19 protein-coding genes are annotated in these 23,869 nt (G+C 44.5%); 16 read left to right on the top strand and 3 right to left on the bottom strand.

Features of this window, described 5'->3' with window-relative positions; genetic code table 11:
* Positions 1-50 precede the first annotated feature (50 nt).
* Positions 51-1,355 (top strand): MATE family efflux transporter, encoded by a 1,305-nt coding sequence (locus NRIC_RS17195; protein WP_146623948.1) that lies wholly within the window; start codon positions 51-53, stop codon positions 1,353-1,355.
* Positions 1,356-2,170: 815 nt separating this feature from the next.
* Here NRIC_RS17195 and NRIC_RS17190 read toward each other — a convergent pair.
* Entirely contained in the window at positions 2,171-3,214 is a 1,044-nt protein-coding gene (locus NRIC_RS17190; protein ID WP_146623947.1) for an acyltransferase family protein, read from the bottom strand.
* Between the two features lie 225 nt (positions 3,215-3,439).
* Between NRIC_RS17190 and NRIC_RS17185 the strand changes: the two genes are divergently transcribed.
* The 4 genes from NRIC_RS17185 (at position 3,440) to NRIC_RS19760 (ending at position 8,322) form a co-directional block, all read left to right on the top strand.
* On the top strand, positions 3,440-4,228 hold the full coding sequence (locus tag NRIC_RS17185; RefSeq protein ID WP_146623946.1) for a helix-turn-helix domain-containing protein: 789 nt from the start codon (positions 3,440-3,442) through the stop codon (positions 4,226-4,228).
* A 115-nt stretch (positions 4,229-4,343) separates the two neighbouring features.
* Positions 4,344-5,573, top strand: a complete 1,230-nt coding sequence (allC, locus tag NRIC_RS17180; RefSeq protein ID WP_146623945.1) for an allantoate deiminase — start codon at positions 4,344-4,346, stop codon at positions 5,571-5,573.
* 221 nt (positions 5,574-5,794) lie between these two features.
* The gene (locus NRIC_RS17175) at positions 5,795-8,197 is read left to right on the top strand and encodes a Xaa-Pro dipeptidyl-peptidase (RefSeq protein ID WP_146623944.1); all 2,403 of its coding nucleotides are present in this window, start codon (positions 5,795-5,797) and stop codon (positions 8,195-8,197) included.
* Positions 8,194-8,322, top strand: coding sequence for a hypothetical protein (locus NRIC_RS19760; RefSeq protein ID WP_265416123.1), 129 nt, complete (start codon positions 8,194-8,196; stop codon positions 8,320-8,322). The genes NRIC_RS17175 and NRIC_RS19760 overlap by 4 nt, the downstream gene beginning before the upstream one ends.
* 163 nt (positions 8,323-8,485) lie before the next feature.
* Here NRIC_RS19760 and NRIC_RS17170 read toward each other — a convergent pair whose 3' ends face one another.
* A complete protein-coding gene (locus NRIC_RS17170; RefSeq protein WP_146623943.1) occupies positions 8,486-9,568 on the bottom strand; it encodes an iron-containing alcohol dehydrogenase family protein in 1,083 nt (360 codons plus the stop codon).
* Between the two features lie 146 nt (positions 9,569-9,714).
* On the opposite strand from NRIC_RS17170, the gene NRIC_RS17165 reads away from it, so the two are divergent.
* The 11 genes from NRIC_RS17165 (at position 9,715) to NRIC_RS17115 (ending at position 21,253) form a co-directional block, all read left to right on the top strand.
* A complete protein-coding gene (locus NRIC_RS17165; protein ID WP_146623942.1) occupies positions 9,715-11,166 on the top strand; it encodes an ABC transporter substrate-binding protein/permease in 1,452 nt (483 codons plus the stop codon).
* Positions 11,159-11,881: an amino acid ABC transporter ATP-binding protein gene (locus NRIC_RS17160; RefSeq protein WP_146623941.1), complete on the top strand. Its 723-nt coding sequence runs from the start codon at positions 11,159-11,161 to the stop codon at positions 11,879-11,881. Before NRIC_RS17165 ends, NRIC_RS17160 begins: the two co-directional genes overlap by 8 nt.
* Before the next feature lie 16 nt (positions 11,882-11,897).
* Entirely contained in the window at positions 11,898-13,052 is a 1,155-nt protein-coding gene (locus NRIC_RS17155) for a pyridoxal phosphate-dependent aminotransferase (RefSeq protein ID WP_146623940.1), read from the top strand.
* Between the two features lie 184 nt (positions 13,053-13,236).
* Positions 13,237-14,088: an AraC family transcriptional regulator gene (locus NRIC_RS17150; protein WP_146623939.1), complete on the top strand. Its 852-nt coding sequence runs from the start codon at positions 13,237-13,239 to the stop codon at positions 14,086-14,088.
* 289 nt (positions 14,089-14,377) lie between these two features.
* Positions 14,378-14,959 carry a TetR/AcrR family transcriptional regulator gene (locus NRIC_RS17145; RefSeq protein WP_146623938.1) on the top strand — a complete coding sequence of 194 codons (582 nt, stop codon included), beginning with the start codon at positions 14,378-14,380 and terminating at the stop codon, positions 14,957-14,959.
* Positions 14,960-15,096: 137 nt separating this feature from the next.
* Entirely contained in the window at positions 15,097-16,437 is a 1,341-nt protein-coding gene (locus NRIC_RS17140; RefSeq protein ID WP_146623937.1) for an aldehyde dehydrogenase family protein, read from the top strand.
* Between the two features lie 10 nt (positions 16,438-16,447).
* Positions 16,448-17,341, top strand: a complete 894-nt coding sequence (locus NRIC_RS17135; RefSeq protein ID WP_146623936.1) for a phosphate acyltransferase — start codon at positions 16,448-16,450, stop codon at positions 17,339-17,341.
* A gap of 114 nt (positions 17,342-17,455) precedes the next feature.
* Entirely contained in the window at positions 17,456-18,520 is a 1,065-nt protein-coding gene (buk, locus tag NRIC_RS17130; RefSeq protein WP_146623935.1) for a butyrate kinase, read from the top strand.
* Positions 18,521-18,535: 15 nt separating this feature from the next.
* Positions 18,536-19,654, top strand: coding sequence for an NAD(P)-dependent alcohol dehydrogenase (locus tag NRIC_RS17125; protein WP_146623934.1), 1,119 nt, complete (start codon positions 18,536-18,538; stop codon positions 19,652-19,654).
* Positions 19,655-19,665: 11 nt separating this feature from the next.
* A complete protein-coding gene (locus tag NRIC_RS17120) occupies positions 19,666-20,343 on the top strand; it encodes a hypothetical protein (protein ID WP_146623933.1) in 678 nt (225 codons plus the stop codon).
* Positions 20,344-20,659: 316 nt separating this feature from the next.
* Complete coding sequence (locus tag NRIC_RS17115; RefSeq protein WP_146623932.1) at positions 20,660-21,253, top strand: hypothetical protein; 594 nt, start codon at positions 20,660-20,662, stop codon at positions 21,251-21,253.
* 93 nt (positions 21,254-21,346) lie between these two features.
* Here the strand turns inward: NRIC_RS17115 and NRIC_RS17110 are convergent, their stop codons facing one another.
* Positions 21,347-23,740, bottom strand: a complete 2,394-nt coding sequence (locus NRIC_RS17110) for a DEAD/DEAH box helicase family protein (protein WP_227873845.1) — start codon at positions 23,738-23,740, stop codon at positions 21,347-21,349.
* Positions 23,741-23,869: the final 129 nt, after the last annotated feature.

Genomic DNA, 23,869 nt, shown 5'->3' with positions numbered 1-23,869 from the left:
CATAGGCCATAGGAGGGTAGGATGCTATTTTTTTGTGGAGGGAATATCAAATGAATGAGATCAAAGGGTATGTAACACGCAGCGTTTTAAGCACACTAGGGTTGTCACTGTATATTTTAGCGGATACGTTCTTTATCGCAAATGGGGTGGGTGTACTAGGCTTAGCGGCTTTAAATATTGCGTTGCCTTTATTTAATCTGCTGACGGGTCTGGGTTTGCTGCTGGGAATGGGTGGCGCGACGCTTTTTGCATTAAAGGGGAGAAGCGGCAATTATTTCTCTCAACTACTGATCGTTGGGGGACTCATTGGGCTTTTTTTTACAATAGTCGGGATCTGTTTCAGCCGTCAATTAGCGCTATTATTAGGTGCCAGCGGCGCAACTGTGGATTTGACGACGATGTACATGCGCTTTATTTTAGTGATGGCGCCGTTTTTCATTTTGAACAATTTATGCTTGGCGTTCATTCGAAATGATCAGAATCCGCAACTGGCAATGAAGGCGATGATTTTCTCAAGTGTATTCAATATGATCTTTGACTATATTTTCGTTTTTCCAATGAACATGGGCATGGCCGGTGCGGCATTGGCTACAGTGTTGTCTCCAGTAATCAGTCTGGCTATTTTGAGTACGCATCGCAATTTTTCAAAGCGTCGGCTCTCATTAAGCTGGGCAATCCCTGAATTCGGAACGATTACTAAAAGTATCCAGCTTGGACTTTCTTCTTTTCTTGCAGAAATGAGTACTGGTGTCAGTATTTTAGTGTTTAATCAAGTATTGATCGGGTTAGGTGGGGATATCGCGATTGCTGCTTATGGAGTCTTGGCGAACGTTCTGGTTGTCGCCCTTTCCTTGTTTACGGGGGTTGCCCAAGGAATACAGCCATTAATCAGCCGTGCGGTGAATAGAAAAGAAATCCAGACGATTCAAAAAACGTTGTCCTTCGGCTTAAAAACTAGCTTTATTATGGCGATCGGGTTGTATCTGATTCTGTTTTTCCTAAAATATCCGATCATCTCAGCCTTTAACCGGGAAAACGATCCCCTGTTGATTCAGTTAGCCGCTGCTGGAATACCGATTTTCTTTTTATCGTTATTCGGCTCCTCGTTGAATATGGTTTTTAGTATTTTCTTTTCCGCGATTGGACAGGCCAAGCAAGCTTTTGCGTTAGCGTTGTTCCGCGGGTATATTTTCTTGATTCCATTCGTAATCATCTTGGCAAGGATTTGTGGGATAACGGGGGCATGGGTGAGCCTCCCAGTCACAGAAGGGCTCACTTTGCTGTTTTCCCTTTTCTTTTTGCGGCAGTATTACAAAAAAAGCAAGAAAAATATGAAGTTGAAATCTGCTGTGTAACAGCTCAACAACTGAACAAGTATCAAACTTTGAGAAAAATAGGAGATTAAAGGCTGATAAGTTCAGTTTTTTGATCTTCTATTTTCTTAGTCACGACCTAAAAAATATCAAAATATGTGCTTTTTCGTCATTTTAAAACAGACTTAAATTTCAAGTGCAAGTTAGCCACTTATTGAAATTTAGGTGTTATTCAATTTTATTCGCTTTTTAGTAGTTAACGATCACTTTGTCAATGCGGCTAATAAAGACTGACGAGGAAAAAGTTACTCTTGAGGTAGGAAAAGCCAAGGAAGCATACAAGGGACACGATATAAAAACAGCCACGACGTGCTGATCCGTTTTATGAATGGCAGCTGCTCTTGATCCATTGGATCGAAGTAAATCTGGTAAAGAAAAACCATTTTTGAAAGAGGCTATAACTGGAAAACCATTGGAGCCGTGAATGCGGTCTTTTAAGAAGCTCATCAAAAAACCTTCTATGGCGAAGCAGTCATCAAAAGTAATTTCTCTGGTCGACCCCTTTACAAATGAGGAACTGTTTTTTTGAAGGTGTTTAGTCTTGGGTCAGAGACAGTCCGCTGGCAGTTCCTTTGTTTCTGCCATCTCTAGTCATTACGAATGGCCAATAAAAAGCTGCGCAGGTTTATGAAATCGTTATTGAATTAGAAACGATACGGGACAAAGTCATGGAATTTAGTGACTTTGTCCCGTATTTTTGTGTCTGAATAGAAAAATGAGGTGATCGAAATAGAATGTATTCATCCTGCCCTATTTTTTGAATCGTTGGAGTGTCATCCATGGATAGGTACATAGAATCATTTAAGTTCTTTCCTTAAAAGCAGGAAAGGGGAAGCTGCTGTTTTTTTCAAATGTATGATCATCTTTGCGGTAAAGTGTGTTGCGGCCAAGGTCAGGAAAAATAATGGCAGACCTTGAAATGAAACAATTCCGCATTTGTACAGCAGTGTTTTGCTGCCTTCTAAAAAGAGCGGATGCAAAAAAAACATCAGCTGTCCGAGAGGACGTAAATGCGCCAAATTAACGGATAGAAAGTTTTCTGACTGCAACAGCCAGGACAGCAAAAACAAGGAGACCGGCAGCAACATGAACAAAAAGTTTTTGTCGTCACCTTCTTTTTGACAAACTAGAAACAGCTCTAATGCCAACAGTCCTAAACTGATGATTAATTTGGTTAGAAGGAATTTATGCAAAAAGCGGTGTTTCGGATGATCCGCAATGAAAAAGCCGATCAATAGAAACACTGGCGTATAAAACAATCCATTTCGAGTAGTAAAAAACAGACGCTGATATGTTTCGTACATTGTTTTTAACCAGCCGTCTGTTAGAAAGCCGCTGTAGGTTTCAATAGAACCGATGGTATACAAAAGAAAGCAGATACCAAAGCAGAACAGCCAAGAATAATGTCTTTTTAATCGATTAACCAGTATCAATCCAAAAAATAAAGCTGGAAAATACCACAAATGATAGCAAAAACCTAAATATCCCAATCCGACTGGAACCGCGAATGGATAAAAAGCCGCTGGCAGGCTCAACCCTTGAAGAAACCAAACACCATAGGGCAGGTAAATCGCACTCCAGAATAGGTAAGTACGGCATTGTTTGGAAAAATAGGCTCTAGCATACCCCATGTTCTCTTTTTGTTTTTGGCGAAAAAAATAACCGCTGGATATGAGAAAAAGCGGAACAGCCATTCTGCCTAAATAGGCTTTGAGAAGAAAATGCCAAAAATCACTTTCTGCCAATCGACCGCAATGAACCAAAATGACCAACAAGGCTGCCAAATATTGAGCGGCATCTAAAAGTGGATAATGTTGCTTGAGTTTTGTGGGGGTGGACATCTTATCACTTCCGTTCTTAATCTAAATTCAGTTTGCAAGAGCAGCAAATAAATAACGAGAAACAATTTGAAACATCCGCAGAACGAAGAGGCAATAAAACCTAACATTCAAATAGAGTATTGTAAAAACGCGTGTTACCTTCTGTTGCGGCCTCGATTTATTAATAAAAGATGTCACTTTCTGCTGAGATATATTACAATAAGTGCAGAAAGGGCATGTGAATGAATGGATATTGGTAAAATCATCAAAGAAAAACGTATCGAAAAAAATATGACGCAAGAGGATCTGGCCCAAAAGTTTTTCGTCACACGGCAGCTGATATCGAAGTGGGAAAATGGCAAAAGCTACCCTGACCTTGAGCAAGTCGTTCAGCTAAGTGATCTTTTCGAGATTTCGTTGGAGAGTCTTTTGCGTGAAGACACAGAGATGGTTCAGGAATTGAGTTTTGACAGCAAACGCAAAAAATGGTTTAAAGTCCTGATCGCTTCATTAGTAGGAGTGCTGTTGGTTGGAATCGTCGGCTTTTTTGGTGTAGTTTGGTGGATCGACGATGTGTCACTTGCTAAAGACGATATCGAGGTAACGAAGATCTCTAAAACAGTTCTGCCGGAAAAACAAGTGACGATCCCACGTACTGGAGAAGTCATTACGCTTCCGGAGGATGTTGAGTACACGATCTACTTTGAGAGCAAACGCTGGCTGATTCATCTGCCCAAGAGTATCGTTGCTGAAAAATGGCGGGGCGATGATGACAACCTGCTGATCTTTTTACGAGGAGAACATCATTTGTATAGTTTCAATCGAAAAAGCAAATTGATGATCAAGAGTGAACGAGAACAAAATGTTTTGGATCCAGATCTGAATATCGGAAAATCAATTTATCTCGAGAACGTTGAAAAACTGAAGAAATTTCGAGCTTCCGATGGATTTCCCAGTGTTTCTGATCATGGAGACAAGTTGTATGATCGGCAAGATTTGGAAAACTTGCCCAATAGCTCAGCCAACAACCCCTAGTAAGAAAGCTCTTGCTAGGTTTTTTGCGTTCCACAAAACTTAATGGCAGTGTTGCTTAGAGTAAGGTAAAATCAGGAGTAGAGAAACAAGGGATAATTATGGAGGGAAATAAACGATGCAATCATTAGCAGAAAAAATCCAAGCAACACTTGACTGGCTGTCTTCCTTTGGCGCCGACGAGGCTGGGGGCGTCAGCCGGTTCTTGTATGACAAAAACTGGCAGGCCGCGCAACAGGGGTTGAAACAAAAATTTGAAGAAGCAGGGATGACGGCTTCCTTTGATGAAGTAGGCAATCTGTTTGGTCGAATCGAAGGCAGCAAATACCCGCAGGAAACGATCATGTCCGGCTCTCACGTGGATACGGTCAATCAGGGTGGAACACTTGATGGACAATATGGCGTAGCCGCTGCTTATCTGGCGATCAGCTTTTTAGTGGAGACGTATGGACAGCCGCTGCGCAACTTAGAGGTGGTGTCGATGGCCGAGGAAGAGGGCAGCCGCTTTCCTTATGTTTTCTGGGGCAGCAAAAATATCTGGGGCTTGGCAGAACGCAAGGATGTCGAACACACCCATGATTTGAATGGGGTTTCGTTTGTTGAGGCGATGCACCAAGCGGGATTCGATTTCCGAAAATCGCAAACGATTCGTAAAGACATCAAAGCCTTTCTCGAGATCCATATTGAACAAGGACAGATTTTAGAACAGCAGCAGCTTCCCATCGGCATTATTAAGAATATTGTCGGCCAAACCTGTTATACGATTACACTAAAAGGCCAGGCTAACCATGCGGGAACCACTCCGATGGCCTATCGAAAAGACGCGGTATACGGCTATGCTAAGATCGTTACTCATGGGATCGAAAAAGCGCGAGAAGTTGGAGCACCTTTGGTTTTGACCTTTGGCCAAGCTGAGGTCACTCCGAATACGGTAAATGTCGTTCCTGGACAAGTGACCTTTTCGATCGATTGTCGTCATCCGGATGGTCAAGTATTGAAAAATTTCCGGGAGGAGCTTGAGAAAGACATGCGGCAGATCGCCGAAGAAAACGGTCTGACGATTGAGTTGGATCTTTTCATGGATGAGCCTCCAGTACCGATGGATCGCGAGATGGTTCGGGTGCTGGAAAAGGCCTGCAGTGAAAAAGGGATCGCGTATCAGCTAATGGATAGCGGCGGTGGTCACGATTCGCAGATTTTTGCGGCCTTTGTTCCTACCGCTATGCTGTTTGTCCCAAGTATTGACGGCATCAGCCACAATCCAGCAGAAGCTACGAAGCTGGAAGACTTGACGACAGGCGTCGAAGCGTTGATTTCATCTTTATACAAGTTAGCTTACCAAGAATAACTCAGAGACTGTCTGTTTTTCTAAGAAACAGATGGTCTTTTTTTCTTAGAGACACCTCGACCAAAGCCTAGATTTCATTGAACTCTAACCAACACTTAATCTCGGGTTTGTTATAATGAAATTGTTCGTGATGATCGTCCATCAAGTAGTTTTTCTTAAAAATATGCCTGTCTATAAGGTAGAATCAAGTGACAAATTTTGGAATAAAAGGAGCGACTTACATGAAAATCAACCAGTTCGGCCGAATCACTGTTTCCATCAAAACAGCCAAAAAAGAACTTCGGGCAATTGGCTATCCAGCTAGCAAAAACGTGGGCGACAGTACCGCCCTTTATTTTGATTTTTTACGCAGAAGCCTTGTGACGGTCAAAGACGAAGCCGGTTTTTTAGCTAAAATCGGCAATTTGTTAGCCAATCCAACGACGGATCTAGCTGACTTTTACCAAGTAAAGCAGCCGATCAGCCGTGAGACCTTTTACACCGTGGCCTTGCAGCTGCTGGAGTTTGAGGCGGGAGTCGATTTTGATCCAACGAAGCTCGAGGAAGGCCTGAGCGCCATTAATCTCCCGACAGTCGATGGTGATTTTTCAGAGGTAGATACCATCATCGAAGCGTGGTATACCTTGTTGAACACACATACAAAAAATGGCTTGTGTCTGATCGATCAGCTGGCAAACCAGGGATTTTTCTTAGACAAGGAAGTCAGCAAACCTTTCTTTTTCAATGGCAAGGCCCAGGCAGTGTTTGACACGTCCAAATTAATCCGCGAGGTGGTCTATGTGGAAGCTCCACTGGACACGGATCAAGATGGCAAACGCGATCTATTGAAGTTGGAAATTTTACGGCCTGCTGAAACGGAACAAGGAATCAAAGTACCAACCTTGTTTACCGCCAGTCCTTACAGCCAAGGGGTCAATGGTCCTGCAGGCGAAGAGCTGACCTACGATGTCAATGTACCATTGGAACGAAAAGAACCAAATGAGATGACGTATGAGGACATTCGCTATCAGCCTGTCGAACCAATCCTGCCGCCAGAACGCCCAGTGGAGGGCAAGGCGACTCATGCAACGGAAAGCTTTACTAAGGAAAACAATCATACATTGAATGACTATTTCTTGGCGCGCGGGTTCGCGGTCGTCTATGGTGCAGGTATCGGTACCATAGACTCGGACGGCATCCAGACTTGTGGATCAGTCGAACAAACCACCGCAATGGTTGCTTACATTGAATGGCTTGCAGGCAATCGCCGGGCCTTCACCAATCGAACAGACAATGTTCGGATCAAAGCGTGGTGGAGCAACAAAAAAGTGGCGATGACAGGAAAATCGTATTTAGGAACTTTGGCAACGGCTTGTGCCACGCGTCAGGTGGAAGGGCTGGAAACGATCATCTCTGAAGCGGCGATCTCTAACTGGTACCAGTATTATCGGGACAACGGGTTGGTGATCGCACCCGGCGGATTTCCGGGAGAAGACGCAGATGTGTTAGCGATCGAGACCTTCAGTAAAATGAAAAATGCTGGGGATTATCTCCACAGCAAAGAATTTTTCATGAACTATCTTAAAGAAATGGCCGAGCTGCAGGACCGCAAGACAGGCAATTACAACACGTTTTGGGATGAGCGCAATTATCTGCCGTTCATCAAGGATATCCAATGTGACGTCGTGATGGTTCATGGATTGAATGACTGGAACGTCAAGCCAAGACAGGTCGCTGATCTATGGGATGCGTTGAAAGAGGTTCCTGTTGCCAAGAAATTGATCCTGCATCAGGGTCAGCACATTTACATCAACAATGTGCCTTCGATCGACTTTCAGGATATGATGAATCTCTGGTTGAGCCATAAGCTGTACGGGATCGAAAATGGCGCCAAGGAAATCCTGCCGGATATCGTGTATCAAAAAAATACAGAGGCAGAAACTTGGGAGACATTGACGGATTGGCAAGGAGAAGAGAAGAAGACGTATTTCTTTGGAGAGGATCGTTTGGCTGAAATGGCGCAGGAGGGCACAGTCACCTTTTCCGATCAGCTGCCAAATGAACAATTTACTAGCTATACCAAGAACATCGAGCGTTGGGAAAAAGAAGTAAAAGAGGCAGGTCCAATGGACGGCCATCGCTATTTGGCCAAGACGGCTGTGCTTTCTGACGAGCTCTTTATCAATGGCCGCCCAACGGTAAAAATCAGAGTGGCATCGAGTCAGGATGTGGGGATGCTGAGTGTGGAGTTGATCGACTTTGGTCCAGCCAAACGTTTGAAGCCAGTGCCGGATGTATTGGTTTTAAAAGGCCTGCAACTGGGGTACAATTGGCGTGAAGACAATTTAGTGGAACTGAAATTAGCTGGAGAAAGCGACCACAAGCTGATCACCCGAGGACATATGAATCTGCAGAATCGCCACTATCCGTGGAAAAATGATGACTTGAAGGCTGGAGAATTCGTGGAGATCGAATTGGAATTGCATCCAACGATCTACCATTTGCCGGCAGGACGTCAGATCGGAGTAGCGGTGTTCGGAACAGATTTTGAAAAAACGGTTCGCGGCAATCAAGACATTCAGTATACGATCGACTTAGCGGCATCGCAGCTAACGGTGCCCCTCACTCAGGAGGCTTGCAGGTGATAAAGAAGGAAAAGGATGCCGCGAAGCATTCCGTAAAGGTTTCGGATCTTTTACTGGAAACGACCGCTTTGTTGATCCTTATCTCATTAACGATCTACGCCGTAAAGACAGGAAAGCTTTTTTAGCGCGTTAGTACATGAAGTGACTGTACGGCTTTAACCAAACGCATAACGTCAACAAGGGATAAGCGGAAACGATCTTTCGATCGTGACCGCTTATTTTTTACTGAATTATTCGGCGGCGGACCGGATCATTCCAAGAGCTTCCCGAAGTTTTAGGCGCGACATGTTACGCCTTCAGCCTTTCCAATTGCTTCATTGCAGCTACTACCACTTCGGAAGTGATCGTTTGTTTCATAAAATGGATATTTTCATTTGGTTCGGCAGCACGAGCACCGACCGTTTGAAACTCTGCTTCTGTTAGGTTCAATCCCATCTCTTCTAAGCTAGCTGGCAGCTGCAGTTCCCGGTAAAAAGGCAGCAAACGGTGGATCTCTTCAGTTTTTCCCTCGATCATTAATTGGACCAATATGCCATAGGCGACCTTATTGCCATGGAGCAAATGGTGGCTTTGCGGAAGCTCGGTCAACGCATCATGGATCGAATGGGCTCCAGAAGTCCGACCGTATTCGTCTCCAAACCCGCCGACCATCCCAGCCAACAGAATATTCGTTTCTACGACATCAATAAAGGCCTGATTCAAGGTTTTATTTTTCATTGCCTGCAAGGCGGACCGGCTTTCGGCCAACAGCAGGTCACGGCATTTTTTAGCAGCAAATTCAGCGACTTGGATCTCGATTGCTTTGACTGTCAGCTGTGAGATCACCGCATCGGCCTCATACCATTTCGCTAAAGTGTCCCCGATCCCGGCGACCATCAGTTCATAAGGGGAATGCAGAATAATTTCCGGGTCGATCAAGACTAAATCCGTTGCCTTGTGGAAAATATCGTAACGCAGCATTACGCCCTCTTCATTGTATACCACGCTCAAAGGGGTGTAGGCAGCACAGGTCGCGGCTAATGTCGGCAGAATAATGATCGGCAGGTGAAGACGGAAGGCCGTCAATTTAGCTAAATCCGCAACCTTCCCTCCACCCACAGCAATAATGGCTTCTGCTTGTTTCTCTTGGGCAATACCGGCAAAATGATCCGCCGCGACATCAGTACATTGCCCGCCATAATAGCAGAACGTAGCAGCAAAATCTGATACATCAGGGAAGTACTGCTGGACAGCTCGCCAAGAAGCATCGCCATGTAAAATCAGCAGCTTCGCAAGCTTGCGTTTGTTTAAGTGCGCTGGCAGCAGCTGCCAAGCGTGTTGGTTTATTTCATATTCTTGGGGAGCACCCCGTACGATCAATGGTTGGCTCATCTTTTCCTCTTCTTTCATTGAATATTCATTTTCATCTTTCCATATTATAACGAGTATGATAGTATAAATGCAATCGAATAAAATGTATATTTATACTTATTATCGATTTTATTGAATTTATTATTCATAAAATGGGAGTGGATGAAATGAAACAGAAATTAGGTGTGATCGTTGCACTGCTTTTACTGGTCGTCGGCCTGTTGCCTGCAGCAGCCAGTGCAGAAGAAACCGATCCGGTGTACGAAAGAATTCAAAAAAATGGTGAACTGGTCGTCGGGCTTTCTGCCGACTATGCGCCTTATGAATTTCACGCAGAAGTAGACGGCAAAGATACAGTAGTGGGATTTGATGTTTCCATTGCTGAGAAGGTCGCCAAAGATTTAGGGGTGAAGCTGCGTGTGGAAGAACTGGGGTTTGATGCCTTGTTGGGGTCATTGAAGACCGGCAAAGTCGATTTGGTCATTTCTGGAATGGTGATCACTGAAGAACGCTTGAAGGAAGTCGATTTTTCTGATCCTTATTACACTGTGAGTCAACGAGTGCTGGTCAGAAAAGACGATGTCAATCAATATAATTCGACGGCTGACTTTGATGGTGTGCCTGTCGGAGCACAAAAGCAAACCCTGCAGGAAGAATTAGCCCACAATGAGCTGGTCGGCTCTGAGGTGACCTCTTTGCAGAAGGTTCCTGATCTGGTTAATAACCTAATTAACCGTAAAGTGGATGGTGTGATCGTGGAAAAAGCGATCGCTGAAGCCTATGTTCAAACCAATGAAACCCTAGCGATTGCGCCAGTCGAGTTTGAGAACGGCGATAATGTCACCGCGATCGCCATGTCGAAAAATACGCCCGCTTTGATGCAGGCGGTCAATCAATCGATCCAAGAAATCGAAGAAGAAAATCTAGTGGACCAATACAAAAAAGAAGCTAATGATTTGATGTTCCAAGAAGAGGAGTCCTTCTTCCAAAAATACATTCCCTTCTATATTAATGGAGCAAAATACACGATCCTGCTTGCTTTTGTCGGAGTTTTGTTCGGCATGATCATCGGCAGTTTGCTGGCTCTGATGAAGCTCAGCAAAAACAAGCTGTTAAAGTATTTGGCTGTCGCTTATATTGAATATGTAAGGGGAACACCATTGCTGGTTCAAATCTTTATCGTTTATTTTGGAACTGGAGTACTCGGATTAGATTTATCTAAGCTGGTGGCTGGGTGTATCGCAGTCTCCTTAAACAGCGGAGCCTATGTAGCAGAAATCGTGCGGGCCGGGATCAATGCTGTCAATAAAGGTCAGACTGAAGCGGCCCGTTCATTGGGAATGAACCAAAAAGAAGCGATGCGCTACATCGTATTCCCACAGGCGATCAAGAATATCCTGCCTGCATTAGGAAATGAGTTCGTTACGATCATCAAAGAATCCTCCGTGGTCTCTGTCATCGGGGTCTCGGAATTGATCTTCCAGACAGGTGTGGTTCAAGGAGCCAGCTTCAAGCCGTTTCTGCCATATGTGATCGTTTCCTTGATCTACTTTGTGTTGACCTTCTGTATTTCAAGATTGCTTGGTTTCGCCGAAAGGAGATTAGGTGTTAATGATTAATGTAAAACAATTATCGAAGTCATTTGGAGACAATCAGGTCTTAAAATCGATCGATGTATCTGTCAAAGCCGGTGAGGTAGTCGTGATCATCGGACCCTCCGGCAGCGGAAAAAGTACGATCCTGCGTTGTCTGAATTTATTGGAAGAACCAACTTCCGGAGAAATTTTCTTTGAGGGACAAAACATCACCTCGCCGGATGTCAATATTGATCAATTGCGTCAAAAAATGGGGATGGTGTTCCAAAGCTTTAATTTGTTCCCACATATGAGTGTAGTGGAAAATTTAACTATCACACCTGTTAAAATCAAAAAAGAAGACCCAGAACAAGCAAAAAAACGTGCGCTGGCCCTACTAGATCAGGTCGGATTGGGCGACAAGGCGGAAGCTTACCCCAGCAGTTTGTCTGGTGGTCAGCAGCAACGGGTAGCAATCGCTCGCGCCTTAGCGATGAATCCGGATGTGATGCTGTTTGATGAGCCTACGTCGGCATTAGACCCAGAGATGGTAGGCGAGGTGCTAGCGGTTATGAAGGATTTGGCCGAAAAAGGCATGACCATGGTCGTAGTGACCCACGAAATGGGCTTTGCCAAAGAAGTGGCTGATCGGGTGATCTTCATGGCCGATGGGGTGATTCAGGAAGAAGGCACACCAGAGCAGATCTTTGAACAGCCGAAGAATCTGCGAACCCAAGACTTTTTGAACAAGGTCTTGTAGGAAAGAGGGAGTAAGGATGGACAAACGAAAATTGGCAAAAAAATTTCAACAACCGGCAGATAATTTGTTGATGAAAATTGCCGTTTTAGCTAAAGAAAAGGAAGAAATCATCGATTTATCGATCGGTGATCCAGATATCATCACCGATCAAGCGATCACAGAAGCTGCTTTTCAAGCCGCCAAAGCAGGAGCAACAAAGTATACTTCTCCAGCAGGACAAAAAGAACTTCTTCAGACGATCATTGCTCATTACCAGCAAAAATACGACCTGGCATTCAGGCTCGACCAGGTGCGCGTCACCGTAGGCGCTCTTCACGGGATGTATTTGATTATGCAAGCTATACTAGATCCAGGGGATGAAGTGATTATCCACGAGCCGTTCTTTTCTCCCTATAAAGAGCAGGTCTTGCTGGCAGGCGGCACGCCGGTGATCGTTCCCACCTATGAGGAAAATCAATTTCAGTTGGATGTGGCAGACTTGAAAAAGGCGATCACTCCCAATACCAAAGCGATCTTGATCAATTCTCCGAATAATCCGACAGGGGCGGTTTTTTCTGAAGAAACGCTTAAAGGGATCGCGAAGGTGGCGATCGACCATGATCTGTTCGTCATTTCCGATGAAATCTATGAAGATTTTGCATTTAAAGAAACGTTTGTCCCGATGGCGCGCTTAGCACCGGAGCATACGATCACCATCAGCGGTCTGTCAAAAGGGTATGCTATGACAGGCTGGCGATTGGGCTATGTGATCGCACCTGATTACGTCAATCATACGGCAGGTGTGATCAACGAAAGTGTGACCTATTCGGCGCCTAGTATCTCGCAGCAGGCCGCTATTTACGCTTTGCAGCACGCCGATGAGATCGTTCCTAAAACTACAGCGCTGTTCAAGGAACGCTTGGATTACATCGAAGAGCGTATAGCAAAGATTCCTTACATGAGTTTAGCACCTGTTGGCGGCAGCATCTATGCTTTCGTCAACATCAGCAGGTCGGGACTAGGCTCGGTAGCATTTGTTGAAGAAGTATTGGAACAAACGGGCGTACTTTTTGTGCCCGGAAAAGCTTTCGGTGAAACGGTCGGCGATGCCTATGTACGCCTAGCAGCAACCCAATCGCTGGAGCTGTTGGCGGAAGCCTTTGATCGACTGGAAAAACTGACGTTTGAATGATGAGACCTTTCACGGCTCCTGTGTTTCTGCAAAGAGCAAAACGGTCTTTATGCTCTTTATCGACAGCGCTTTATGAAATGTTTAGTGAAAAACTCTTTCAATTGTGCAAAAATGAAGAGGAAAGAAAAAACCGAATCCTTTAGACTGAAGGTGTCAGAAGGAGACTGACAGGAGGAACAACCTATTGGAATGGATCGATCAGTTTAATGATAGCTTGGCGTACATTGAAGCAAATTTGACAGGAGAAATCTCAGTCGAAGAAGCAGCACGATTGGCCTGCTGTTCAACCTATCATTATCAGCGGATGTTCGCCTACATCGCCAGCGCAACGATGGGGGAATACATTCGGCGAAGAAAAATGAGCTTGGCAGGAGTGGATCTGCAACAGGGAATGAAGGTCATCGACGTGGCTGGGAAATATGGCTATGACTCGCCGACCTCCTTCAACCGAGTGTTTAAGTCTGTGCACGGTGTGACCCCTCAAGAGGCCAAAAAATCAGGAACTACATTGACCAGCTATCCAATGTTGACCTTCACACTTACAGTAAAAGGAGTGGAAGCAATGGAATATCGTTTAGAAGACAAAGCAGCCTTCAAGGTGACGGGAGTATCGATCCCGCTTGATCAGGACATGGAAACCTCACAGAAGAAAATTCCACAGTTCTGGAACGACACGGCTCAAAGCGGAAAGGTCCAACAGCTAGTGCCTTTGATGGACCCTAATACGCCAGGAGTCATGGGAGTCAGCATGATGACGCGGGAGATTCAAGAGGAGTGGGAATACGTGATCGGTGTTGCCGCAGAGCAGGTGCCGGAAGGATTCCATCAATTTGAAGTGCCAGAAGCTAAATGGGCGATCTTTTCTGGGACAGGGCCTATGCCTCATGCGATCCAAGACATGCAACAGGCGATTTTCACCGAATGGCTGCCGACTTCGGGCTTTGAATATGCTGAAAAACCAGATATTGAAGTGTATCTGAATATGGACCCAGCCGCCGCAAGCTTTGAAATCTGGCTGCCAGTCAGAACAAAATAATCAAAAATTATAGCAATCCAAGAAATTTTGGGTTGCTGTTTTTTTGTCTGCAAGTGAAGGCTCAGATTCTTCGTGTTATAATTTAGGAGAAAAGATGCGAAAATCAGCCGGAAAGATTGAGTATTCATTCACAATCGTAGCGAATTATCAAAACTGACAATTTTTAAATATTTTTTTTATGAACTTTTTGGATTTTTCACTTTGTTATCTTATGGTGGAGATCACGCTTTTATAAAGTGCCAGATCCATTGCCTATTAAAAAACAGCAGCCAAACGAGGAGGACTTTTTATGTCACGAAAAGCAGACAGTCAAATCACCAAAAAACACCTATTAAAAGCCGCATTTAAAAATTTTTATGAGGTCGGCTTCGAGAACACCTCATTAGATAAAATATCAAAAGATGCTAAGCTCAGTCGGGGCGCAGCTTACTGGCATTTTGCCAATAAATCCGAGCTGTTTAGCCATTTGATCGAATTGATTTTAGAAGAAGTCTATGAAGAAAAGCAGCAGATCATCCAGGATGAACGACTCTCTTTTCAAGAAAAAGTGGTCCGGATCATTTTTGTATCCTACCAAGACAGCAGTAATTTTAAGTTCCTGCAGCGCTCGATCCAAACGATTGAGCAGCACCCGGAATTCACGGTATTGCTGGAAAAAATTAAGGATTCAAAAGCCAAATTATACTACTTCTTTTTAGATGGGTTGGTGGAGCAGCAAGTTCCTCTGGCGGAGGCCAATGCTCTGGCAAGTCTCTTTTATAGTTACTTCGAAGGAATGTATGCCTCTGGCACTCCTCAAGAGGTCGTAGAGAATTATACACTGGAAATTATTGAAAAGAATATTTTCTCTATTTTTAAAACGATTGAATAAACAAATTTGTGCATTTTGAAAACGAAGATCGACAAGTTACCTTTTTCACTAAATTGACAGCGCTTTCATACGTGGTATTATTAAATCGTTAAAACATACATCGGTGTATGTAAAAATATGAAAGGAGCTTTATCACTATGACAATTGAGGAAATGGTACAACAGGCACGTGTTGCAATGGAGGAAATCAGTGAGTATGATCAAGCGCAAGTAGACAAGATGCTGTATGCAATGTCCAAAGCAGTTTTTGAGCAGGCTGAACCACTTGCAAAATTAGCGATCGAAGAAACTCGTTTAGGAAGATTGGATCACAAAATCGGAAAAAACCAGGGAATGGCTACCAATATTTTTGCCGCATTGAAGAACAAACCATCTGTTGGGGTGTTGCGCGAGATTCCAGAAGAAGGACTTATTGAAATGGGTCATCCAGTTGGTGTTATTGGTTCCGTTACTCCTACGACAAATCCGACAATCACGCCGTTAGGCAATGGATTGATGGCATTGAAAGGAAGAAATGCCATGATCGTATCGCCGCATCCTCGTTCGAAAAAAACCACAAAAGAAACCATTGAATTAATGAGAGAAGCACTTGTCAGTGTTGGCGCACCAAGAGACCTGCTGCAAGTGATTGAAGAACCTAGTATTGAAATGTCGCAAGAATTGATGAAATCCGTAGATGTGATCGTTGCAACTGGCGGACCAGGACTAGTAAAATCCGCGTATTCCAGCGGCAAACCAGCTTATGGCGTTGGACCGGGAAATGTGCAAGCGATCTTAGATGACGATTTTGAGGTGGAGGCTGCAGCTGAACTGACTGTGATTGGTCGTTCCTTTGATAATGGAATCGTTTGTGCGTGTCAGCAAAGCTTGATTTATCCAAGAAGTAAGGAAGCAGAAGTCTTCAAGGCATTGGAAGACAAGCAGGCAGCTGTAATTACAGACGAGAGCGACTTGCAAAAACTAAGAGATACGGTGTTCCCAGAAGGCCGTGCAAATCCGGATATGATCGGACAAGATCCGGGTGTGATCGCAGAAGCAGCGGGCGTAGCTATTCCAGAAGGTGCACAAATCATTGCGGTCAAAGTAGACAAAGCAGGCAAAGAAGAACTATTCTGCAAAGAAAAAATGGTACCAGTATTAGCATTATTGGCTTACGACGAGTTTGAAGAAGCTGTTGCTTATGCTAAAGAAAATCTTCTATTAGAAGGAGCGGGACATTCAGCAGGATTGTTCACACACAATAAAGACCATATGGTATATGCTGGAAATGAACTGCCAGTCAGCCGTCTGGTCATCAATCAACCAACCATTGATGCAGGGGGATCACCAGCTAACGGCTTGAGCCCAACTGTTTCCTTAGGGTGCGGTTCTTGGGGCAACAACATCATCTCAGAAAATCTTAGCTACAAGCATTTGATCAACACGTTGCGGATCGCAATGCCGATCGAACCAAAGCACGATGGCTCTCCTTGGGATTAGGTGATAAATGATGAAAAAGTTTGAGGAACTATTGGCAAATTTCAGCAGTGAGAAAAAAATTCGGATCGGCGTGGTTTGTGCCAACGACAAAGTCACGATTCAATCTGTATTTAACGAAAAAGTGAGAGCGTTTTTAGACCCGGTCCTGATTGGTGAGGCAGCTACGATCATCACTCTATTGGGAGAGTTGGGAGAAACTGCCACAGTTGTTGAAGCAGCCTCTGAGGAAGAGTGCGCAGCAATCGGTGTCCAGATGGTCAAAAACCGGGAAATTGATTTTCTGATGAAAGGACATATTCAAACACGGACTTTCTTGAAAGCGGTTGTAAACAAAGAAGACGGAATCGCAAAAAGCGGTTTGCTGAGCCATGTGGCGTTAAATGAGATTCCGGCGTACCATAAGCTGTTGCTGACGACGGATGGTGGAATGGTTCTGGCTCCTTCGAAAGAAGAAAAGAAAATTTTAATTGATCATGGTGTTCAAGTAATGAATAAGATTGGGATTGCAAAACCGAAAGTCGGACTTTTGGCCGCGGCTGAAAATGTCAATCCGAAAGTTGCTTCAACGATCGAAGCAGAAGAACTCATGAAGGAGATCCAGGCAGAAACACCTGACAAATGCTTTATTGATGGTCCAATCTCATTAGACCTTTCATTGAGCCCAGTGGTGGCTGAGCTGAAGCATTACAACAGTCCAGTAGCTGGTGATGCAGATATCGTGGTGGGTCCAGATATTACAACAATGAATGTGCTGGGCAAAAGCCTGACGATCCTCGCTGGAGCAAAAATGGCTGGGATCATTATGGGAGCCGCTGTACCAATCGTGATGACCTCAAGAGGGTCAACCGAAGAAGAAAAAGCCTATTCGATCCTCGTTGCCATGTATTGCAGCAAAGAGGACTAATCAGCCTCTTTCCTCTCTAGCTACTCTACAGGATGATGGGGAGGAAAGAGTTGTCAAAATGAATAGGCAAGAATGATTGGATTCATATTCATCAATGGAGAAAGGCGTGAGCGAATGAAGATTTTAGCCATCAATCCGGGATCGACTTCCACCAAGGTGTCGTATTACAATGACGGCTCAATCGTTGAAGAGCAGAGCATTTCGCATGCGACAGAAGACCTGCAGCATTTTCAGCGAACCATCGATCAGATTGATTTTAGACGGGACATTATTTTGAGTTTTATGGAGGAAAAAGGCATTTCACCGCAAGAATTAGATGCCGTAGTGGGCCGCGGAGGCATTTTGCCGCCAGTCTCTTCGGGGGCTTTTGAGGTCAACGAATCTATGATTCACTATTTAAAGCACGTAACGACGATCGACCACCCATCAAATTTAGGTGCGATTTTGGCTCATGAGATCAAGGAAAACGGCAACGAACAGACGATTGCTTTGATTTATGATCCGGTGTCAGTCGATGAGTTCGACGATGTGGCCCGCGTCTCTGGGTTGAAAGGCATCGAGCGAAAAAGCATTGGTCATGCACTCAACATGCGTGCGGTGGCTATGAAGGTAGCCAGAGAGGCAGGGATTCCATATAACGAAGCAACCTTGATCGTGGCTCATTTGGGTGGTGGAAATTCCATCAGTATCCACCATAAAGGACGGATGATCGATTCGATTTCTGACGATGAAGGCCCATTTTCGACCGAGCGAACAGGCGGATTGCCGCTGAAATATATTATGCCGTTGTGTTACGAGCATAGTTTAAAAGATATGATGCGGATCTACAAGCGGGAAGGTGGATTAAAATCCTACGCTGGGACCAGCGACGCCCGGGAGATCGAATCTCGAATCGAAGCAGGCGATGAAGAATTAAGAGTGGTCTATGAGGCCTTCATCTATCAGATCGCCAAGGGCATCGGTGAATTATCCACGGTGGCGTGCGGTCAAGTCGACCGAATCGCCCTGACTGGCGGTGTCGCACATTCCAAAGCAGTAGTCAGCGGATTGAAAAAAAGGGTCGAATTTATTGCGCCTGTTGTGGTTGAAGCAGGCGAACATGAAATGATTGCACTTTCCAAAGGCGCAGAACGAGTTGTTTTAGGGGAAGAGCAAGCACAACAATTTGAATACAAGTAGAGGAGGATTTATTGAATGAAAATCAAAGCGGCGTTAGTCAAAGAAAAAGGTGCACCATACGAAATTACTGAATTGGAATTAGCAGAAGTTGGAGCAAAGGATGTCTTAGTTAAAATCGTGGCTTCTGGTCTATGCCGTTCCGATTATGGCGAACGAAATGGAAACAGCTTAAACTTTCCTAATGTATTGGGTCATGAAGGCTCTGGGATTGTTGAAAGAGTTGGCGATGCAGTGACGTCAGTTGAAGTCGGCGATCATGTGATCTTGTCTTATGCCTACTGTGGCGAGTGCAAACATTGTGCAGAAGGTCACCCATCTTCATGTGAAAAATGGTTTACTGTTAATAATTTAGGGAAAAATCCGCGTGGAGAATTCATTTTGCACACAGAGGATGGGGAAGAGGTCAACAACTTCTTCAATCAATCTTCCTTCTCGACTTACAGTTTAACGGACGAATCCAACATCGTGAAAATCTCCAAAGACGTAGATTTACGTTTGATGGGACCTTTAGGCTGTGGATTAGGAACAGGCAGCGGGGCCGTCTTAAGTGTCCTGCAGCCAAAGGTTGGGGAAGGCATCGCTGTATTTGGGACTGGTGCAGTTGGTTTTGCGGCAGTTATGGCAGCAAAAATTGCCGGCTGCTACCCAATCATTGCGATCGACATCAATAACAAACGCTTAGAAACAGCCAAAGAATTAGGAGCCAGCCATATCTTCAACAGCAAAGAGGCGGACCCGCAAGAATTTATCATGGGATTGACCGAAGGCAGGGGCTTAGATTATGTGCTTGATTCTACTGGGGTACAGCCGGTAATGAAACAAGCGCTGGGGTCATTGAGCAATTCGGGAACTTTTGTACCATTAGCCGTTACGAAAGGCAATTTTGAAGTCAATACGTTCTTTGAATTAGTTTTCGGCAACAAAAAAATTCAAGGTGTACTGATTGGGGATACGATCGCTAAGTTCCACTTGCCGAACTTGATCGATTTTTATCAACGCGGAGAGTTTCCATTCGATCAATTCGTTAAATTCTATGACTTTGAAGACATCAACCAAGCTGAAGCGGATTCATTAGGCGGAGAAGTGATTAAACCAGTCGTGGTGATGGATAAATCCTATCAGCCACCAAACTAGGGGGAAAACCAATGAAAAAAGGAGACATCATTTGGGCCCTGATGCTGCTGGTCTGTGTATTGCTGTTCGTAGTTCCGACGACACGAGATGCGATCTTGAGTGCAAGCAACGCCCACCACTATATTGGCGGATTCATCAAGTTTGCGATTCTAGCTACAATGGGAGACGTACTTGGGAAACGAATCGTTTCAGGGGAGTACACCCTATCTTCACAGGTGCTGCTGCGCGCACTTGTTTGGGGAACGATCGGACTGATGGTTACTTTGGTTTTCCCCGTCTACATGGGGGGCGCCGGATTAGCTCAAGCTGGCCATTATCTGCCATTTTTTGAAGTACCTGTGGCACAAGCGATTTTTGGCAGCAGCATTATGAATTTGACCTTCGCACCAGCAATGAACACGTTCCACCGGTTGATGGATCTTTGGATCGAAAGTGCCCACAATAACGAAAAGGTCAGTTTTAAGGGACTCGTGAACAAAATCGACTGGGGAACCTTCGTGACCTTTAATTGGCTGAAGGTAGGGATCTTTTTCTGGATTCCTGTACACAGTATCGTCTTTTTGCTTCCAGCAGAGATACAGGTCGTAGTAGCCGCCTTTTCTTCAATCGCACTGGGAATTATCTTGTCCTTTGCCGCAAAGCAAGGCAGCGGCCCGGCGAAAATGACAGAAGAGGAAGAAATGGCTTAATCAGTGATAAAAGAAAACGCTCAAGCTTGAGGGTTTTCTTTTTTTTTGAGATACGGCACATTATACATAGGTTTTCAACTAAAAGGCATTGTTCCAGACAAAGTCCGAACAGGGGTGAATAGTTTCGGGCAAATTTGGTGTCTTTTAGAGATGTTCAGTACGAATAAACTTTGCTATACTTGTGAAATAATCCGTTGTTTCATTCTTTGAATCGGTGGGAAGAGGAAGAGAATCGCTGAACTGAAATTTCAGGAAAACGGGAGGTATATCGTTGATTTTTCAACGAGCTATTTGCAAGAGAGATGGAGGAAGCAAAGTGAAAAAGAAGTGGTTGATCCTTGGGATGTTCGTGGTAGCGGGTATGTTTCTCTTTTTTGTACTCGGCAAAGAGGATGCCGGAACGACAGAGAATAATCCGTTAAGTTCGGAAGAAAAGGCTGAGACGTCAGCGGGATCAGTTAAAGAAATTCCGAAAACAAAGGTCGTTGACTTCCAAGCAAAAAACGGAGAGAAGTTCCAATGTGCAATGCCTAAAAAATGGCGTCGAAAAGAAGAGCCAGAGTCGGATTTTATGATTTTCGGCAGTCGAGAAGGAATCGATGTGCTAATAGAGGCCAAGGAGGATTTTATCGATTTTTCGAGTTATCAAAGCAGTATCATCAACGGATATGAATCTCGCGGTGATCAGATTTTGGAGCAAGGAAACCCCATTGAGGTGAACGGCATGCACGGAACAGAAGTAATTCTGACCGGTGAAAGTGAGGGGAAGCGATTCAAATGCCTGGTGTATTTGTTGGAATCAGAGCAGAATTATTTGCAGGTCTTTGCTTCCAGTGCCCAAAGTCATTTTGATTCTGCTAAAGCGGAAATGGCAACTATTGCTCAGTCGGTACAGCGAGTAACTGAATAAACATGAAGCCAGCCGTTAACTGTTTGTAAAAAACAGTTGGCGGCTGGTATTCATTTTTAAAACAGACATGCTATTGGAACTTATAAAAGACTCTTATTGCCAGAATTTTTCTTCCCTTACTTCTGAACGTGAATCCGCAGTCAAAGTTTGAAGCCGCGCCTCCATCAGGTGCTTGCGGCCTGCCAAATTTTTAGTATAAATCAATTCAAAATGGGGATGTTCACGAGAAAGGGTTTCTAAAAACCGTTGTGCCTCTTGCCTATTTTTACTGTATCGACTGGGCACGGCTGCGTAAAATTTATCGATTTTCAATACGTACCGCGGCGTATCAACTTCATTTAAAATCTCCGCTACCTGCTCATTAAACAGCTTCTTCAACTGATAAGGAGCAGCCAACTCACAAGTAAAGACAGTTTCATTCCAATCCACCGACAGACACTGCTCGTTATTGATCAAATGATCTTCTCGCATCAGCTGATAAAGAGTCACTATCAGATGCTTTTGCAGGATACAGCGTTTTTGCCACGACCTTCGCCGTTTTCGATCTGTAAAATAAAGGCCTAACTGACCTTGAAGCAAGGATTGGATAAATCCGGGTACGTGCCCCTTTTGCTTCGTAAAGGCACCCTCTTGGGGAGGTTGACCGGCTTTGGTTGGTACTGCTCGAACGAATACAGGCATCGCTAGCCGCGACCCTTTCGCTAAGGCTTCCTCCCAGAGTCGTAGATAAGTCCGCCGTTGCTTGGCTTGATCTAAATTCGTTTGAGTGAAGCTGAAGATTTCCGTCAATCCTGGCTGTGGGGGTAGCTGAAAGCGCTCGATTCCCGTTGAGATCACTGGTTCTTCGATCAAATTTAGGCCTTCAATGAAGCTCAATCTGCGTAAAAGAGGCGCCAAAGCTGGCTGTTCGTCCAGTGGAACATGAGGAAAAACCGAACCAATATGCCAGATATTCGTGAGCTTAGTCTCGTCTGTTCTCCGCAATCCGCGGCCACGGATCTGCTGAGTCTGCACATACGAACCGGCGCGATTGCCTAAAATCACTGTGTTGACTGCTGGACAATTCCAGCCTTCTCCCAGCAAACTGACAGTTCCGATCAGCAAATGGATCTCGCCACGATTCAACAAGTCGGTAATCAATGCCAGCAGTGAGCTGCGCGTCTGATCCGTTAACTTCAAATAGCGGTACCCAGCAAGTTCTTTTTCTCTCATCGAGTCTGCATAGTCAAGCAAGTATTTCTCATACAACTGTTGATGGATTAGCACAAATTCTCCGCAAATCGCTGCTAAGGAAGTGTCGGGGCGCAGCAGTTCTTTCAACTCCAAAAATGCTGGAGCCACCCCATAAGCTAGAAAATCCTCCTGACCATCCAAAACGTCTTTCTTGATCTGATCAAATAGCAAAACACCGCATAATTGTTTGCCCATCGCACGTTCTTCCTTGATGACGATATGAGCGATTGCTTCTTTTAGCTGCGGCACTTCTTGCTGCCATTCAGCTCTCTGGTAATCTGGAAATAAATCAAGTTTGTTCTCGTAAAGCCAATGATTTTTTGCCAAATCGTGAAAAATTGCCAGCTCGGGAGCAGCTTCATATAAATACTGATAAAGTACAGTCAGGCTTTTGCGATTTTGTGGCGGAACAGGTCGTTTCTTTTTCTTCATACCTAACACTTGCCAGTGGTCATCAGACAAAGAATACGCTTGGTTGTTTAAATAGAAGAGAGCACTTAAATAAAGATCAAAATGCTGATAAATAAACTGCAAATCCTCCAGAGGCGAGGTGATAAATTTCTGTGACAGCAAATAATCAGTGACCTCTTGGTTGCTGGAGAGCCGCTCTGCGATTTGTTCCTGTGATCGTTGGAACTGTTCAAAAGCCAGCTGAGTTTCTTGCGTATATGGAGTCAAATACACATAATCTTGATAAGGGGCCAAGACACCAGCTTTGATCAATTCTGAAACGGCAATCTCTTCATCGATTGTTCCTGTCAGCTCCATATAGTTTTTCCATTCTCGCTGATTCGCATCAAAAGGCGGTGTCGCTGTCAACGCCAAGGTTTGAATCCGATCCGTTTGCACTTTAAGCGACAGCAAGTGATCTGACCAGCTTTTTTTAAGATGGTGGGATTCATCCAGCACTAGAAATCCAATTTGATGATCGAGTAAATAAGTCGCTTCGGTATCCTTTTTGCTGTAAAGATCCTGATAGGTAGCGATCGTGATATCTTTAGGCTCCATCAGCTGATCCGACAGCTGTCCTTCTAGTTTGTAAGCCGTCAAAGCCTCGATCCATTGCTTTTTCAATAGCAGAGAAGGGACGAGGATCAAGGTTTTTCGTTGGATCCTTTCAATGATTGAAATGCCTAAAAGGGTTTTTCCCGAGCCCGGCGGTGCCACAATATGAATGCTGTCATTGCTTAAATAATCGGCTAATTGATCCAAAACTCGTTGCTGGTAATCCCGCAGTTGAATGTCTCGCTTCACGTACTTCACCTCGTATCTATTGTATCGCACTCTTTGCTGGAAGACTGAAAAAAGCAGATTTTTTAAAAGTAATTTTTTCTGTTGTATTCAGAAAATTTCATGGGAAAAACAAGAAGTTCAGATTGTCAG

It is taken from the genome of Enterococcus florum (assembly GCF_004309355.1).
Classification (GTDB): Bacteria; Bacillota; Bacilli; order Lactobacillales; family Enterococcaceae; genus Enterococcus_A; species Enterococcus_A florum.
Note: the sequence above shows the minus strand (reverse complement) of the source record. Positions and strands in the feature narration are given on the sequence as shown.

Bases quoted from the DNA above. Each gene is read 5' to 3' on its own strand.
- NRIC_RS17145 (WP_146623938.1), top strand. From the start codon at position 14,378: ATGTCACGAAAAGCAGACAGTCAAATCACCAAAAAACACCTATTAAAA.
- NRIC_RS17170 (WP_146623943.1), bottom strand. From the start codon at position 9,568: ATGAGCCAACCATTGATCGTACGGGGTGCTCCCCAAGAATATGAAATA.
- NRIC_RS17135 (WP_146623936.1), top strand. From the start codon at position 16,448: ATGAAAAAGTTTGAGGAACTATTGGCAAATTTCAGCAGTGAGAAAAAA.
- NRIC_RS17160 (WP_146623941.1), top strand. From the start codon at position 11,159: ATGATTAATGTAAAACAATTATCGAAGTCATTTGGAGACAATCAGGTC.
- buk (WP_146623935.1), top strand. From the start codon at position 17,456: ATGAAGATTTTAGCCATCAATCCGGGATCGACTTCCACCAAGGTGTCG.
- NRIC_RS17165 (WP_146623942.1), top strand. From the start codon at position 9,715: ATGAAACAGAAATTAGGTGTGATCGTTGCACTGCTTTTACTGGTCGTC.
- NRIC_RS17175 (WP_146623944.1), top strand. From the start codon at position 5,795: ATGAAAATCAACCAGTTCGGCCGAATCACTGTTTCCATCAAAACAGCC.
- NRIC_RS17120 (WP_146623933.1), top strand. From the start codon at position 19,666: ATGAAAAAAGGAGACATCATTTGGGCCCTGATGCTGCTGGTCTGTGTA.
- NRIC_RS17195 (WP_146623948.1), top strand. From the start codon at position 51: ATGAATGAGATCAAAGGGTATGTAACACGCAGCGTTTTAAGCACACTA.
- NRIC_RS17155 (WP_146623940.1), top strand. From the start codon at position 11,898: ATGGACAAACGAAAATTGGCAAAAAAATTTCAACAACCGGCAGATAAT.
- NRIC_RS17190 (WP_146623947.1), bottom strand. From the start codon at position 3,214: ATGTCCACCCCCACAAAACTCAAGCAACATTATCCACTTTTAGATGCC.
- NRIC_RS17125 (WP_146623934.1), top strand. From the start codon at position 18,536: ATGAAAATCAAAGCGGCGTTAGTCAAAGAAAAAGGTGCACCATACGAA.
- NRIC_RS17185 (WP_146623946.1), top strand. From the start codon at position 3,440: ATGGATATTGGTAAAATCATCAAAGAAAAACGTATCGAAAAAAATATG.
- NRIC_RS17140 (WP_146623937.1), top strand. From the start codon at position 15,097: ATGACAATTGAGGAAATGGTACAACAGGCACGTGTTGCAATGGAGGAA.
- allC (WP_146623945.1), top strand. From the start codon at position 4,344: ATGCAATCATTAGCAGAAAAAATCCAAGCAACACTTGACTGGCTGTCT.